This window comes from Pseudomonas sp. FP2335 (genome assembly GCF_030687535.1).
Classification (GTDB): Bacteria; Pseudomonadota; Gammaproteobacteria; order Pseudomonadales; family Pseudomonadaceae; genus Aquipseudomonas.
In genome coordinates this window covers 2,209,189-2,223,962 of record NZ_CP117437.1, presented here as the reverse complement: position 1 = coordinate 2,223,962, position 14,774 = coordinate 2,209,189, and the positions used below count along the sequence as shown (strand labels likewise).

The 14,774-nt window shown below is 63.4% G+C and carries 12 protein-coding genes and 1 pseudogene; 8 read left to right on the top strand and 5 right to left on the bottom strand.

Annotation, left to right across the window (positions count from 1 at the left end; genetic code table 11):
• Positions 1–17 precede the first annotated feature (17 nt).
• The 5 genes from hpaE (at position 18) to hpaI (ending at position 4,576) form a co-directional block, all read left to right on the top strand.
• Complete coding sequence (gene hpaE, locus PSH81_RS10040) at positions 18–1,478, top strand: 5-carboxymethyl-2-hydroxymuconate semialdehyde dehydrogenase (protein WP_305392420.1); 1,461 nt, start codon at positions 18–20, stop codon at positions 1,476–1,478.
• Between the two features lie 118 nt (positions 1,479–1,596).
• Positions 1,597–2,520, top strand: a complete 924-nt coding sequence (gene hpaD, locus PSH81_RS10035) for a 3,4-dihydroxyphenylacetate 2,3-dioxygenase (protein WP_226456017.1) — start codon at positions 1,597–1,599, stop codon at positions 2,518–2,520.
• A gap of 14 nt (positions 2,521–2,534) precedes the next feature.
• Positions 2,535–2,939, top strand: coding sequence for a 5-carboxymethyl-2-hydroxymuconate Delta-isomerase (locus PSH81_RS10030; protein ID WP_226456018.1), 405 nt, complete (start codon positions 2,535–2,537; stop codon positions 2,937–2,939).
• A 25-nt stretch (positions 2,940–2,964) separates the two neighbouring features.
• Positions 2,965–3,768, top strand: coding sequence for a 2-oxo-hept-4-ene-1,7-dioate hydratase (gene hpaH / locus PSH81_RS10025; RefSeq protein WP_226456019.1), 804 nt, complete (start codon positions 2,965–2,967; stop codon positions 3,766–3,768).
• A gap of 10 nt (positions 3,769–3,778) precedes the next feature.
• Positions 3,779–4,576: a 4-hydroxy-2-oxoheptanedioate aldolase gene (gene hpaI, locus PSH81_RS10020; RefSeq protein ID WP_226456020.1), complete on the top strand. Its 798-nt coding sequence runs from the start codon at positions 3,779–3,781 to the stop codon at positions 4,574–4,576.
• A gap of 566 nt (positions 4,577–5,142) precedes the next feature.
• On the opposite strand, the pseudogene PSH81_RS10015 reads toward hpaI, so the two are convergent.
• From PSH81_RS10015 to PSH81_RS09995, 5 genes and pseudogenes are all read right to left on the bottom strand, one after another.
• Positions 5,143–5,640, bottom strand: a pseudogene (locus PSH81_RS10015) (flavin reductase family protein); the annotation flags it as partial.
• 59 nt (positions 5,641–5,699) lie between these two features.
• Positions 5,700–6,869 (bottom strand): p-hydroxyphenylacetate 3-hydroxylase oxygenase component, encoded by a 1,170-nt coding sequence (locus PSH81_RS10010; RefSeq protein ID WP_305392419.1) that lies wholly within the window; start codon positions 6,867–6,869, stop codon positions 5,700–5,702.
• Positions 6,870–6,987: 118 nt separating this feature from the next.
• Complete coding sequence (locus tag PSH81_RS10005; RefSeq protein WP_305392418.1) at positions 6,988–8,061, bottom strand: GlxA family transcriptional regulator; 1,074 nt, start codon at positions 8,059–8,061, stop codon at positions 6,988–6,990.
• Complete coding sequence (gene gabP, locus PSH81_RS10000) at positions 8,058–9,467, bottom strand: GABA permease (RefSeq protein WP_192300411.1); 1,410 nt, start codon at positions 9,465–9,467, stop codon at positions 8,058–8,060. Before gabP ends, PSH81_RS10005 begins: the two co-directional genes overlap by 4 nt.
• 164 nt (positions 9,468–9,631) lie before the next feature.
• Positions 9,632–11,797 carry a TonB-dependent siderophore receptor gene (locus tag PSH81_RS09995; protein WP_305392417.1) on the bottom strand — a complete coding sequence of 722 codons (2,166 nt, stop codon included), beginning with the start codon at positions 11,795–11,797 and terminating at the stop codon, positions 9,632–9,634.
• Positions 11,798–11,904: 107 nt separating this feature from the next.
• Here PSH81_RS09995 and PSH81_RS09990 point away from each other — a divergent pair, with 107 nt between their 5' ends.
• The 3 genes from PSH81_RS09990 to PSH81_RS09980 are packed head-to-tail and all read left to right on the top strand — an operon-like array spanning position 11,905 to position 14,602.
• On the top strand, positions 11,905–13,077 hold the full coding sequence (locus PSH81_RS09990) for an MFS transporter (RefSeq protein ID WP_305392416.1): 1,173 nt from the start codon (positions 11,905–11,907) through the stop codon (positions 13,075–13,077).
• Positions 13,078–13,113: 36 nt separating this feature from the next.
• A complete protein-coding gene (locus PSH81_RS09985) occupies positions 13,114–13,629 on the top strand; it encodes a sigma-70 family RNA polymerase sigma factor (protein ID WP_192300408.1) in 516 nt (171 codons plus the stop codon).
• Positions 13,630–13,633: 4 nt separating this feature from the next.
• Positions 13,634–14,602 (top strand): FecR domain-containing protein, encoded by a 969-nt coding sequence (locus PSH81_RS09980; protein WP_305392415.1) that lies wholly within the window; start codon positions 13,634–13,636, stop codon positions 14,600–14,602.
• Positions 14,603–14,774: the final 172 nt, after the last annotated feature.

The window sequence follows — 14,774 nt, the reverse complement described above, 5'->3', positions numbered from 1 at the left end:
ACAACAGAGAGCACAGCATGATCAAGCACTGGATCAACGGCCGCGAAGTCGAGAGCCGCGACACCTTCACCAACTACAACCCGGCCACCGGCGAAGCCCTGGGTGAAGTCGCCAGCGGCGGTGCCGAGGAGGTCAACCTGGCCGTCGCGGCGGCCAAGCAGGCCTTCCCCAAGTGGGCCAACACCCCGGCCAAGGAGCGCGCGCGGCTGATGCGCAAGCTCGGCGAGTTGATCGAGCAGAACGTGCCGAACCTGGCCGAACTGGAAACCCTCGACACCGGCCTGCCGATCCACCAGACCAGGAACGTGCTAATCCCGCGTGCCTCGCATAACTTCGATTTCTTCGCCGAAGTCTGCACGCGCATGGACGGCCACAGCTACCCGGTCGACGACCAGATGCTCAACTACACCCTGCGCCAGCCGGTGGGGGTCTGCGCGCTGGTGTCGCCGTGGAACGTACCGTTCATGACCGCCACCTGGAAGACCGCGCCCGCGCTGGCCCTGGGTAACACAGCGGTGCTGAAGATGAGCGAACTGTCGCCGCTGACCGCCAATGAACTCGGGCGCCTGGCACTGGAAGCCGGCATCCCGCCCGGCGTGCTCAACGTCGTTCAGGGTTACGGCGCAACGGCCGGCGATGCGCTGGTACGCCACCCCGATGTGCGCGCGATTTCCTTCACCGGCGGCACTGCCACCGGGCGGCGGATCATGCAGACCGCAGGCTTGAAAAAGTACTCGATGGAACTGGGCGGCAAGAGCCCGGTGCTGATTTTTGACGATGCCGACCTTGATCGCGCCTTGGACGCAGCGCTGTTCACTATCTTCTCGCTGAACGGTGAACGCTGCACCGCCGGCAGCCGCATCTTTATCCAGGAAACCGTCTACGACAGCTTCGTCGCCGAGTTCGCCGCACGCGCCAAGCGCCTGATCGTCGGCGATCCGCAAGACCCGAAGACCCAGGTCGGCTCGATGATCACCCAGGCCCATTACGACAAGGTCACCGGTTATATCAAGATCGGCATCGAAGAAGGCGCCAACCTGCTGGCCGGCGGCCTGGAACGCCCGGCCAATCTGCCGGCGCATTTGTCCAAGGGCCAGTTCATCCAGCCCACCGTGTTTGCCGACGTGGACAACCGCATGCGCATCGCCCAGGAAGAAATCTTCGGCCCGGTGGTGTGCCTGATCAAGTTCAAGGACGAGGCCGAAGCCCTGCGCCTGGCCAACGACACCGAGTACGGCCTGGCCTCCTACATCTGGACCCAGGACATCGGCAAGGCCCATCGCCTGGCATACGGCATCGAAGCCGGCATGGTCTTCATCAACAGCCAGAACGTGCGCGATTTGCGCCAGCCGTTCGGCGGCGTCAAGGGCTCGGGCACCGGGCGTGAAGGCGGCGAATACAGCTTCGAGGTGTTTACCGAAGCCAAGAACATCTGCATCTCCATGGGCAGCCATCACATTCCACGCTGGGGGCTGTGAGGATCGACTCGCTATCGTGAGCCTGCCGGGTTTATAAAACGGCAAGGGTCACCGGCCACCTTCGCGCAGACCAATCACAAGAATCCGGGCCCTCGAGGGCCCCGCCAGGAGAACCGTCATGGGCAAGCTTGCTCTAGCCGCCAAGATCACTCACGTGCCGTCGATGTACCTATCGGAACTGCCCGGCCCACGCCAGGGCTTTCGCCAGGCCGCCATCGACGGGCATCGCGAAATCGGCCGACGCTGCCGGGAACTGGGAGTCGATACGCTGGTGGTGTTCGACACCCACTGGCTGGTCAACGCCAACTACCACATCAATTGCGGGCCGCATTTCAAGGGCCTGTACACCAGCAACGAACTGCCGCACTTCATCAGTAACATGGAGTACGAGTTCCCCGGCAACCCGGAGCTGGGCAAAATCCTCGCCGATGAATGCAACCGCCTTGGCGTGGAAACCATGGCCCACCACGCCACCACCCTGGCGCCGGAATACGGCACGCTGGTGCCGATGCGCTACATGAACGCCGACCAGCATTTCAAGGTGATCTCGGTGTCGGCGCTGTGCACCTCGCACTACCTCAACGACAGCGCCCGCCTCGGCTGGGCCATGCGCAAGGCGGTGCAAGAGCACTACGACGGTACCGTGGCGTTCCTTGCCAGCGGTTCACTGTCACACCGTTTTGCCCAGAACGGCCAGGCCCCGGAATTCGCCACCCGGATCTGGAGCCCGTTCCTCGAAACCCTCGACCAGCGTGTGGTGCAGATGTGGCAGGACGCCGAGTGGCCGGAGTTCTGCGGCATGCTCCCGGAGTACGCGGCCAAGGGGCACGGCGAAGGTTTCATGCATGACACCGCGATGCTGTTGGGGGCCATGGGCTGGTCGAACTACGACGCCAAAGTCGAAGTACTGACGCCCTACTTCGCCGCCTCCGGTACCGGCCAGATCAACGCGATTTTCCCGGTGACGCCACAGGACGGCTCGGCCACGCCGCCGGCCAGCGCGTCCAACCCCACTGCCGTGGCCTCCACCAGCCGCCTCTGACAGAGAGACCTGACATGCCCCACTTAGTCCTGCTCTACACCGCCGACCTGGAGCCCTGCGCCGACATCCCGGGCCTGTGCCGGGCACTTGCCGACACCATGCTCGAGCAACACGACGCAAGCGGCAAAGCGGTCTTCCCCAAGGGCGGCACCCGCGTGCTGGCCTACCCCGCCGCCCACAGCGCCGTGGCCGACGGCAACGGCGACTACGGCTTTCTCTACGCCAACCTGCGCATGGGCGCCGGGCGCAGTGCAGCGGTGCACCAACAGGTCGGCGACCAATTGCTGGCGGTGTTGAACGCACACCTGGGCCACCTGCTGCTGCAGCGACCGATCGGCATCACCCTGCAGATCGACGAAAGCCCGGGCCAGGTCTACGACGGCAAACACAGCAGCCTGCACCCGCTGTTCAACCGCTGAATCCTTTTTTGCAGAGAGACCCGTCATGCTCGATTCAACCTTGATCCAACTGGCGGCCGAGCGCCTCGACACGGCCGAACGCACGCGCCAGCAAGTCGCGCAGTTTTCCCTCAGCTACCCCGACATCACCCTCGACGACGCCTACGCCATCCAACGCGCATGGGTAGCACGCAAGATCAGGGACGGGCGCAAGCTGGTCGGCCACAAGATCGGCCTGACCTCCCGCGCCATGCAGGTCTCGTCGAACATCACCGAACCCGACTTCGGCGCCCTGCTCGACGACATGTTCTTCGACGAAGGCACCGACATCCCTTTCGAACGCTTCATCGTGCCGCGGGTGGAAGTCGAACTGGCGTTCATCCTCGGCAAACCCCTCAAGGGCCCGAACGTCACGGTATTCGACGTACTCGATGCCACCGAATGGGTGATCCCGGCGCTGGAAATCATCGACGCGCGCATCCAGCAGGTCGATCCGCAGACCGGCGCCACCCGCAAGGTGTTCGACACCATTTCCGATAACGCCGCCAACGCCGGCGTGGTGATGGGCGGCCGCCCGGTACGCCCCACCGACGTGGACCTGCGGCGGATTCCGGCGGTGCTGTACCGCAACGGCGTGATCGAGGAATCCGGGGTCAGCGCCGCCGTGCTCAATCACCCGGCCAAGGGCGTGGCATGGCTGGCCAACAAGCTCGCGGCCTACGACGTGAGCCTGGAACCGGGGCAGATCATCCTCGGCGGCTCGTTCACGCGGCCGGTGACGGCCAGTCCGGGCGACACCTTCCATGTCGACTACGACCAACTGGGCAGCATTGCCTGCCGCTTTGTCTGAGGGTGTAGTGATGCTGAAAAACACGTTCAAGGCCCGCCTCAAGGCGGGTGAACCGCAGATCGGCCTGTGGCTGGGCCTGGCGGATGCGTACTGCGCGGAACTGGCCGCCAACGCCGGGTTCGACTGGCTGCTGATCGACGGCGAACACGCGCCCAACGACCTGCGCAGCCTGCTCGGCCAGTTGCAGGCAATTGCGCCCTACCCCTCGCAGCCGATCATCCGCCCGGTGCAGGGCGACACGGCGTTGATCAAACAAGTGCTGGATATTGGTGTGCAGACCCTGCTGGTGCCGATGGTTGAAAGCGCCGCCCAGGCGCGCGAGCTGGTGCGCGCCATCACCTACCCGCCCCAGGGCATTCGGGGCGTCGGCAGCGCGTTGGCGCGGGCGTCGCGCTGGAACAGCGTGCCGGATTACCTGGACAAGGCCGACGCAGAAATGTGCCTGCTGGTGCAGATCGAAAACACCAAGGGCCTGGCCAACCTCGATGCCATCGCCGCGGTCGACGGCGTAGACGGCGTGTTCATCGGTCCAGCGGACTTGTCGGCAGCCATGGGCCATCGGGGCAACCCTGGCCACCCGGACGTACAAGCGGCGATCGAAGAGGCGATTGCGCGGGTGTGCAAAGCAGGCAAGGCGGTTGGCATTCTGAGTGCCGATGAAAAACTGGCGCGCCGCTACCTGGAATTGGGCGCTACTTTTGTCGCCGTCGGCGTGGATACCACCGTATTGATGCGCGGGCTGCAAACCCTAGCGGGTCGCTTCAAGCAGATTGCCCCCCCTGGACCCGCAGCAGGTGGGGTGTACTGATCCCAGAACACAGGGATCGGCGGTGTCCTCGTTTGCCGAGTTTGGCGCACATCCAACTGTGGGGGCTGGCTTGCCTGCGATAGCGGTGGGTCAGCCAGCATTTGTATCGACTGACACGCCGCCTTCGCGGGCAAGCCCGCTCCCACAGGGGTTTGGCGCACATCCAACTGTGGGGGCTGGCTTGCCTGCGATAGCGGTGGGTCAGCCAGCATTTGTATCGACTGACACGCCGCCTTCGCGGGCAAGCCCGCTCCCACAGGGGTATGGTGCACATCCAACTGTGGGAGCTGGCTTGCCTGCGATAGCGGTGGGTCAGCCAGTATTTGTGTCGGCTGACACGCCGCCTTCGCGGGCAAGCCCGCTCCCACAGGGGTATGGTGCACATCCAACTGTGGGGGCTGGCTTGCCTGCGATAGCGGTGGGTCAGCCAGCATTTGTGTCGACTGACACGCCGCCTTCGCGGGCAAGCCCGCTCCCACAGGGGTTTGGTGCACATCCAAGTGTGGGAGCTGGCTTGCCTGCGATAGTGGTGGGTCAGTCAGCATTTGTGTCGACTAACAGGCCGCCTTCGCCAGTTGCGGATGCGGCAACACCAGCGAATACACGCCCTGGTGATACAGCAGCGGCGCCCGGCCAAAGTCGTCGAAGCGCACGACCTTGCCGATCATGATCCAGTGGTCCCCGCCATCCACCTGCTGGTACTTCTCACAATGAAAGTGCGCGGCACAGTCGGCGAACACCGGCGCCCCTCCTTCACCGCGTTCATGGTCAACCCCGGCAAACCGGTCTTCCCGGGGCCGCGCAAAATTGTTCGACAGGTCGATCTGGTTGGCCGCCAGGATGTTCACCGCAAAATGGCTCGCCTGCTCGAACACCGCATGGCTGCTGGAACGTTTGTCGATGCTCCACAACACCAGCGGCGGGTCCAGCGATACCGAGTTGAAACTGTTGGCCGTGACCCCGACCTGCTGGCCGTTCTCAGTCGCGGCGGTGACCACCGTGACACCCGTGGCAAAGTTGCCCAGGGCGCGGCGAAAGGCGCGTGAATCGAATTCAGTAGACATGCAAGACTCCTCGCGCCGCAGCCGTGCCGCAGCGCTGATTATTATGATTGAACGCCGACTCAGACCATCGTGGGATCGGGCTCAAGCCCCATCAGCTCGCGCCCGAGAATCTGCGCGCACACGTCGTAGTCGGTGTAGGCATGCGCCCCGGTCATATGGGCGTCGCGCCACAACCGTTGCAGCTCGTTGCTCTCCATCCACGCCCCGCCGCCGGCGGCTTCAAACAAGCGGTCCACGGCCTGGATGCACATCTTCACGGCGTACGCCTGGTTGGTGCGCCAGAACGCCAGGGTTTGTTTCGACGGGTACGCATGGCGGGCGCCATGCTCGGCGTGTTCCTGCCAGGTTTTTTCCAGGAATGCGCGGGCGGCGGCGACCTGGTGGGTCGACTCGGCCAGGCGCATCAGCGCCGGGGTGGCCGCGCCGACCTGGGCGCCGGTGTAGGCGCGCACGCGGTGGCGCGTCTTGTCGCGAAAGGCTTCGAGCATCCGCTCGGCAACGCCAAGGCTCACCGTCGAGAAACCACTGGCGAAATACGGCCGATAGGGCGTGAAGTAAATCTCGCTGTCGGGGTACAAGCCAAACCCGGCGGATTTGCCTTCCATCATGTCCTTGGCTTTCTGGATGCGGTAGTTGGGCACAAACACCTTATCGACGCTCAAGGTCTTGGTGCCGCTGCCGCGCATGCCCACGGCGAACCAGTCGTCGAGGATCTGATAATCACTGCGCGGCAACACCGCAAAGCAATAATCCTGGCCGCCCTCGGAGTTGTGTCGGCGACAGCCCAGGATCGCCCACTCGGCGTGATCACTGCCGCTGCTCCAGCCCATCTGCCCACTGAAGAGCACACCACCGTCGACCTCCTCGACCTGGCCGAACGGCGCAATACTGCTGCTGGCCGTCGCATCGGGGTTCTCCCGCCACAGCTCGTCCTGCAACTGCTTGGAAAACATCGCCAGTTGATGACTATGGGTGCACAGCAGACTCATCGCCCACGCTGTGCTCGCACACGCGCCGGCCAACAGCGCAATGCAGTCGCAGAACGCCGGCAATGACATTTCCAGGCCGCCGTAGGCCTTGGGTTGAAACGCACGGTGCAGGCCAAGGCTTTTAAGCAAGGCGATATTGGCCGCTGGCACTTTCCGTTCGGTTTCGGCCTGGGCGGCATTCGCGGCAATGCTCGGCAGGATCGCCTTGAGGTCTTCCAGCAGGGAGTTGGAGGGTTGCATCGGGACACCTGTTTTTATTGGAGTTGGTGGCCAGTATTGCGAGCGCGGGCGTGGGGCGAAATGGACGTTTCGCGGGGACTGTTGCACTTTTCATAGGCCCGCTACGCCAACATCGGCGTCACTTCAGATTTTTGACACTGGCAAACGTCGACTCCCCTCGCGCCTGCTCCAACACATTCATCGGTGCCGGTGCGGGGCGCAGTTGAATCATCGGTTTCAACACCTGCGAGCGCTCACCGTCGGTGACCGAGCGCTCATCACTGGGCGGCACGCCAAAGTACTCGCGGTAGCATTTGGAGAAGTGCGGCGTGGACACAAAGCCACAGAGCACCGCCAACTCGACAATGGAAATGGGCGTCTGCTTGAGCAACTGCCGCGCACGGATCAGCCGCAGCCGCAGGTAATAGCGCGACGGCGAACAATGCAGGTACTTCTGGAACATCCGCTCAAGCTGGCGACGCGACAGCGCGACGTAAGCGGCCAGCTCATCGAGGTTGATCGGCTCTTCGAGGTTGGCTTCCATCAGCGCGACAATTTCCTGCAACTTCGGTTGCTGGGTGCCGAGCATGTGCTTGAGTGGCACGCGCTGGTGGTCCTGCTCGTTGCGGATGCGTTCGTACACGAACATGTCCGAAATCGCCGCCGACAACTCATGCCCGTGATCGCGGCCGATCAGGTGCAACATCATGTCCAGGGGCGCCGTCCCCCCCGAGCTGGTGAGACGCTCACGGTCGAGGGTGAACAGGCTGGAACTGACGCTCACCCGTGGAAACGCTTCCTGCATGGCCGCCAACCATTCCCAGTGCACGCTGCATTCGTGCCCATCGAGCAAGCCGGCCCGCGCCAGCACCCAACTGCCGGTGCAGATGCCGCCCAGGCGCTTGGAATAGCGTGCCTGGCCGCGCAGCCATTTGAGCAGTTCGCCGGTCACGGTGCCTTGGATACCAATGCCGCCGCATACGATCACGCTGTCTGCGGACGGCACGCTGACAATCGAGCCGTCCGGGGTGACGGGCACGCCGTCGCTGGCCCAGACCGGGTGGCCGTCGAGGCTCGCGGTGTGCCAGCGATACAGCTCCTGGCCCGCCAATTGGTTGGCCATGCGCAACGGTTCCAGGGCGGACGCCAGCGAGATCAGCGTGAACTGGTCCAGCAGCAAGAACACAATGCTGTTGACCGCCCGGGTGGTCATGGTTGGGTGGCTGCGGCTACGGGCAATTGCGCGGGTCCGGGATGTCGTGCGGTGATCAGGCCGATGAATGAAATCAACAACGCCAGGCCCAGGGTCGACGACACCTCGAAGCGGTGCTCCGGCGTCACCAGCATCACCGTCAACGCGCCGCAAATGAACGCAATCACCAGCCACGTCAGCCAGGGAAACAGCCACATCTTGAACGTCAGCGGCACGTTACGCCGCTGCAGGATCTTGCGCATGCGCAGTTGCGAAATCGCGATCACCAAGTACACCAGCAAGGCAATGGCGCCCGAACTCGCCAGCAAAAACTGGAACAACCCGGCCGGCATGAAATAGCTGAGCAGCGTCACCCCCGCGCCCAGCACAGTACTGGCCAGCACCGCGGCCCGGGGCACGCTGGCCGCCGAGGTCTTTTTCATCAGCGCGGGAGCATCGCCGCGCTTGCCCAGGGAAAACAGCATGCGCGACGCAATGTAGATCGATGAGTTCATGCAACTGGCCACGGCGATCAGTACCACCACATCCACCAGCAGCTTGGCGTGGGGAATGTTCATCAGTTCCAGTGCGCGCTGGTAGGAGCCGACCGACGCCAGCAACGGGTCATCCCAGGGCACCACGGAGATCACCACAAAAATCGATAACACATAGAACACACCGATACGCCACATCACCGAACGGGTCGCGCGGGCGATGTTCTGCGCCGGGTTGCTGGACTCCGCGGCCGCGATGGTCACCGCTTCGGTGCCGATGAAGCTGAACATGATGGTAATGAACGCGCCGACCACCGCCGACAGTCCATTCGGCGCGAACCCACCGTGTTCCTCCATCAAGCGGCCGAGCCCGCTGGCCTCGCGCTCGGGGATCCAGCCCATCAGCACGGCAAAACCCAGGCCAATAAAGCCGATGATCGCCACCACCTTGGCCATGGCGAACCAGAACTCGAATTCGCCGTACTTGGACACGCTGAACAGATTGGTGACCACCAACAAAAAGATCGACAGCAAGGCAAAGAGCCAAGCGTCGATCTGCGGGAACCATTGGTTGAGGATATGCCCGGCGGCCAGGGCTTCGATGGGGATCACCAGCACCCAGAACCACCAGTACAGCCAGCCGATGGTGAAGCCGGCCCAGCGCCCGATGGCCTGGTCCGCATAGGTCGAGAACGAACCGGTGTCTGGGTTGGCCACCGCCATCTCGCCAAGCATGCGCATGACCAGCACCACCAGCAACCCGGAAAACAGATAGGCCAGCATCACGGCCGGGCCCGCCGCTGCAATCGCGTGCCCGGAGCCGACAAACAGCCCTGCGCCGATAATCCCTGCGATAGACAACATGGTGACATGGCGCGGCTTGAAGCCTTGCGCCAATTGACCGTTCAAATCCTTGGAACTCAGGCTATTCATCGTTGTTTTTATTCTCGGTGATCGACGTTGAGGCGTACTGACTGATCAGTCAGGCGATCATCATCTCTTAATGATGAGTCACCTTACGCGGGCCGGCTTGCGCGAAAATAGCCTGAGGGCGGCACGAATGTGCCTGATATCGACATTCGTGGTTGACGCTGGCCTCAAAAATCCACGCTGGCCGACAGCTGCAACGTGCGCGGATAACCCGGCGAGAAAGCGCCGTACGACGCCACCCCCGACCAGTATTCACGATCAAACACGTTCTGCACCGTGGCGCGGAAGGTGGTAGGCCGCCCTTCGATCTTGGTCGCGTAGCGCGCGCCCATGTCGATGCGCGTCCACGCATCCAACTGCTGGGTATTGGCCTGGTCGACGTACTGGCGGTCGGTATAGATCGCGCCGCCGGTAAGGGTGAAACCTTCCAGCCCCGGCGTGTCCCACTCGGCCCAGAGGTTGGCCTGGATGTCCGGCACGCCCACGGGTTTGTTGCCACGGTTGGCGGCGGTGGCGGATTGGGTCAGCTCGCCATCGAGAAAGGTCACACCGCCCATCAGGCGCGTGCCGGGCGCCACTTCGCCATACAGGCTCAGCTCGACACCACGGTTGCGCTGCTCGGCCTGTACCGAAAACACATTGCCGGCACCGACTTCGCCGCTGGGCTTTTCAATCTGGAACAACGCCACGCTGGTCATGAAGCGGCCGTGTTCATACTTCACGCCCAGTTCGTGTTGCTTGGACTCGTAGGGCGCAAAGGTCTCGCCGGCATTGCTCGCCGTACCGGGTGCGGCATCGCCTTTGCTCAGGCCTTCGACGTAGTTGTAGTAGAGCGACACGTCATCCCAGGGCTTGACCACCACGCCCAGCAGCGGCGTATTGGCGCTGGCGTCATACCGCGCACTGACCCCGCCGGTGCTGTTGTAGTTGCGCGATTCGATGGCTTGGTGACGCATGCCCAGGGTCAGTTGGAGGCGGTCTTCGAACAGGCCCAGGGTGTCGGTCAACGCCACGCCGGACAGCTCGGTTTCGGAAATGCGCAGCACCTTCGGCGTGTTGATGTACTGCTGGGGCGTGTCCACCGGGTGATAGATGTTGGAGTAAATGTCCTTGCCGTTGATGATGCCCCGCGACAGCTCATCCCTATAACGGCTCGCCATCAGTGTGGTGGTATGCGTCACCGGGCCGGTGGCAAAGAGGCTGCGCAGGCCGATGTCGGCCGTCGAACGGTCGACGTTGAATTTGTAATAGCCCGGCGTGTTTTTGGTGTCACCGGCGTCATTGAGGATGCGCGGCACCTGGTCGGACAGGCGCTTCACATCCGAACGCCCGCCACCGGCGTGGGCGAACACCGTCAGGTTGTCGTTCAGGTCATATTCGCCGCCGAACAGCAACGATTGCTCCTTGGTGTCCGACCAGCCCCACTTCTGCGGCAGGCTGGTGCGGCCATTCGGCGCGGACGGCACCTGCACGCCCGGTTGAATGGTGAACGGACGCGAGGCGCCCTCCCAGCTTTCCTTCTGGCTCAGGTAGTCGAGGTTCAGGCGCAGGCGCTCGCCGCGATAATCCAAGGCAATCGCGCCGATGCCCACGTCGCGATGCTGGTTGTCCACGGCCGTGTCGCCGCCTTGCAGGCTGCCGTTGAAGCGCACGCCAAACTGGTTTTCAGCGCCGAAACGGCGGCTCAGGTCGAGGTGGCCGCCAACCTGGCTGTCCGACGCATAGCTGCCGGTAAAGCGCGTCAGGTCCTCGTCCAGCGGACGTTTGGGCACGATATTGATCACCCCGCCGACGCCGCTGTTGGGCGAGATGCCGTACACCAGCGCCCCCGGCCCCTTGAGCACTTCGATGCGCTCGGCGTACTCGGTAAATGCGCGGTAGTTGGGCGCTACGCCGTAGACGCCGTCATAGGCCAGCTCGCCGAGGTTGCCCTCGCCAATCGCGAAACCACGGATGAAAAACGAGTCGACGATGCCGCCGTTCTGCCCGGTGGAACGCACCGAAGGGTCGCGCTCCAGTGCGTCGGCGACGGTCACGGTTTGCAGGTCGGCAAGGGTCTTGGCGGTGTAGCTGGTGACGCTGAACGGGGCGTCCATCACGTCCTTGTTGCCCAGCATGCCCAGGCGCGCGCCCCGCGCCACCTGGCCGCCGGCGAGCACCTCGGGCAAGGCGCTGGGGCCGTTGTACACGGCGTTGACGTTCGTCGCGTCAAGGGTCAGGCTCTGCGCGCTGTCGTCGCTCGGCTCGGCGGTGGCGGCCCAGGCGTTGCTGCTGGCGGCGGCCAACAACAGGGCGGTACGAATGGCGAATGTTAACCGGCTGGCAACGGGCATGACGGTGGGGTCCTTGCATCGAGAGAAGATGAGAATTACTCCTGATGCCAGCCAACCGACGAAAAAGTATCAGCCCCCCGCCGTTTTTTTTACAACGAGATTGATCCATGCCACCGACCCGCATCCTGATTTCCCTGCTGTTCGCGATCCAGCTCGTGTCGATGGGCGCGATGGAAATGAGCGGCCCGTTCTGGCCAGTGCACTTGCGTGGGCTGACCGACTCCGATGCGTTGTTCAGCTTCGCCAGCATCGCCGTGTACGTCGGGCCGATGCTCGGCATCCTGCTGACCAGCGCGTTCTGGGGACGCGTCGGTGATCGTCATGGCCACAAGCTGATGATGATCCGCGCCCTGATCGGCCTGACCCTGACCCAACTGGCGCTGGCCTTGATCAGCGACATCTGGGCGATCCTGCTGTTGCGCTTTGTGCAGGGCGCGTGTGCCGGGTATATCGCCCCGGCCCAGGCGTATGGCGTAAGTATCGAGGCGCCGGCCCGGCGCGCGCGGTTGTTTGCGCTGTTGCAGATCTCCACCAACGTCGGCTCGCTGCTCGGTGCGGTGGTCGGCGGCTTGATCCTCGATCACGCGACGTTTTTCTGGATCAACCTCAGCGCCTCGGCACTCTGCGCGGTGTGCACGCTGGTTGCGGCGCTGAGCCTGCCGGACGTGCCGCCGCAGAAGAAACCCGTGAGCGCGTCGAGCGCCGTGGTATGGCGCGGTTCGGCGCTGCTGCCGCTGCTGGTGGTGATGGGCATTCTGCTGCTGGCGCGGATGCTGCCGCAGACCTCGTTCGCGCTGTATGTGAGCAGCACATTCAACGTCAGCAACGCCTGGGTCGGCCTGTGCTACGGCCTGCTGGCATTGGGTTTCATCCTGAGCGCAACGACATGGGCGCGGCATTTCGAAGGGCGTGACCAAGGCGATTCCCTGCGGCGCATTGCCTGGGTGGTACTCGCGTGCATAGCGCTCACCGGCATCGCCGGCATCACCCGCAACCCGCTGGTGTTCGCCCTCGGTTACCTGCTGTGGGGCGTGTTGCTCGGGGCGACCACGCCGGTGCTGATGGCGTTGATTTCAAAGAGCGCCGACAGCTCAAGCCAGGGCCACGTGCTGGGGATCGCCCAGGGCACTGCGCAATTCGCCTCGATTGCCGGTATCGCCATCGGTGGCCTGCTCAGCCAGGTGTATGGCCTGGCGTATACCTACCTGTTCGTCTGCGCGGCGTATGGGCTGGCACTGCTTGCGATTCTCGCGTTGCGTTCACGCCGGGTTGTCCCTTAGCATTGGGAATACTTCTCAATTGCACGGATGTGCGCCATGAGCGAAATCCTCGACGCCGATCACAACCACCACCTGCGCGCAATCGAGGCGCTGTACAGCGGGCATCACGGCTGGCTGTACGCCACGCTCAAACGCAAACTCGGCAACGCCATGGATGCGGCCGACCTGGCCCAGGACACCTTCACCCGGATCCTCGCCTCCCAGGTCACGGTGATCGACCAGCCACGTGCCTACCTGACCTGCGTGGCCAGGGGCATCCTGGTCAATTGGTATCAGCGCAAGGCGTTGGAACGGGCTTATCTGGAAGCCCTCGCCAGCGCGCCGCTACAGCAAGCACCGTCGGCGGAAACCCACTTCATGGTGCTGGAAACCCTGCACGAAATCGACGCGATGCTCGACGCGCTGCCGCCACTGGTCAAGCGCGCGTTCCTGCTGTCGCAGCTCAGCGGCCTCAAGTACGACGCGATTGCCGAGCAACTGGGCGTGTCGCTGATCACCGTCAAACGCTACATGAAACAGGCGTTTGTGCAGTGCCTGATGCTGGTGGAATAAGCCCATGCTCAGCCTGCGCAAACAGCCACCGCTCGCCGCCGATGTCCTCGAAGAGGCCGCCGAATGGCTGATGCGCCTGAGCGAAAACGACCTCAGCGCCAGCGAACGCGCCGAGTGGGAACGCTGGAAAACCAGCAGCCCCGAACGTGATCGCGCCTGGGCCCGGGCGCAGTTGCTGCAAAGCAAGCTCGGCGGGCTGCCGCCGGCCCTGGCGATGTCGGCGCTGGATCGTCCAAGCCACCCGGAACGCCGCGCGGCGCTGGGCAAGCTCGCGTTGTTGCTGGCGGTGATGCCGGTCGGCTGGGGCAGTTGGAAACTTGCGCAATCCCAGCAATGGACCGCCGACTACCGCACCCACGTCGGCGAACGCCGTGAACTGGTGCTGGCCGATGGTTCGCGTATCACGCTCAACACCGATACGGCCATCGATGTGCGTTTTGACAGCCAGCAGCGTCTGGTGCACTTGCGCGAAGGTGAGATGCTGGTGCAGACCGCCGCGGATACCTCGCGCCCATTCCTGGTCAGCACCCGCCAGGGCCGCATGCAGGCCCTGGGCACGCGCTTCACCGTGCGCGAACTGAGCCCGCTCACCCAGCTGGCGGTGCTCGAAGGCGCGGTCAAGGTGATGCTGGCCGAGAACAACCAGAGCACACCGCTGATCGTCAACGCCGGGCAGCGCATGGACTTTTCTGCGCAGACCTTTGGTGGGGTGGCGGCTACCGACCGTAATGTGGGGGCCTGGACCCAGGGCATGTTGATGGCTGACAGGATGCGCCTGGCGGATTTCGTTGCCGAACTGGCGCGTTATCGGCGTGGTTTTGTGCGTTGTGATCCTGCGATTGCTGATTTGCGTATCTCTGGGGCGTTTCCCATCAGTGATACACAGCGCACGTTGAACATGCTGGTGCAGACATATCCGGTGGTTGTCAGTGGGCATTTGAGTGGGTATTGGCTCACGTTGTCGGCGGCTTAGGGTTCCGCTCTTACAGCGGGTCACTTTTGGAAAGGTCCGAAAGTAACCAACAGGTCCTCGCCCCAACACTCGGCGCCTGGCCTGGGCTCGGTGTGCCTAAGATCAAAAGCCAGAGCAAGAGCAAACCACAGTTCCATCTGATACATGGCGATCCAAATGTGGGAGCGGGCTT

What these genes read in the sequence shown, in the direction of transcription:
- PSH81_RS10010 (WP_305392419.1), bottom strand. Translation starts at nt 6,869, where the DNA reads ATGCAACCCTCCAACTCCCTGCTGGAAGACCTCAAGGCGATCCTGCCG.
- hpaH (WP_226456019.1), top strand. Translation starts at nt 2,965, where the DNA reads ATGCTCGATTCAACCTTGATCCAACTGGCGGCCGAGCGCCTCGACACG.
- PSH81_RS09995 (WP_305392417.1), bottom strand. Translation starts at nt 11,797, where the DNA reads ATGCCCGTTGCCAGCCGGTTAACATTCGCCATTCGTACCGCCCTGTTG.
- hpaI (WP_226456020.1), top strand. Translation starts at nt 3,779, where the DNA reads ATGCTGAAAAACACGTTCAAGGCCCGCCTCAAGGCGGGTGAACCGCAG.
- PSH81_RS09980 (WP_305392415.1), top strand. Translation starts at nt 13,634, where the DNA reads ATGCTCAGCCTGCGCAAACAGCCACCGCTCGCCGCCGATGTCCTCGAA.
- PSH81_RS09985 (WP_192300408.1), top strand. Translation starts at nt 13,114, where the DNA reads ATGAGCGAAATCCTCGACGCCGATCACAACCACCACCTGCGCGCAATC.
- hpaD (WP_226456017.1), top strand. Translation starts at nt 1,597, where the DNA reads ATGGGCAAGCTTGCTCTAGCCGCCAAGATCACTCACGTGCCGTCGATG.
- PSH81_RS09990 (WP_305392416.1), top strand. Translation starts at nt 11,905, where the DNA reads ATGCCACCGACCCGCATCCTGATTTCCCTGCTGTTCGCGATCCAGCTC.
- PSH81_RS10030 (WP_226456018.1), top strand. Translation starts at nt 2,535, where the DNA reads ATGCCCCACTTAGTCCTGCTCTACACCGCCGACCTGGAGCCCTGCGCC.
- gabP (WP_192300411.1), bottom strand. Translation starts at nt 9,467, where the DNA reads ATGAATAGCCTGAGTTCCAAGGATTTGAACGGTCAATTGGCGCAAGGC.
- PSH81_RS10005 (WP_305392418.1), bottom strand. Translation starts at nt 8,061, where the DNA reads ATGACCACCCGGGCGGTCAACAGCATTGTGTTCTTGCTGCTGGACCAG.
- hpaE (WP_305392420.1), top strand. Translation starts at nt 18, where the DNA reads ATGATCAAGCACTGGATCAACGGCCGCGAAGTCGAGAGCCGCGACACC.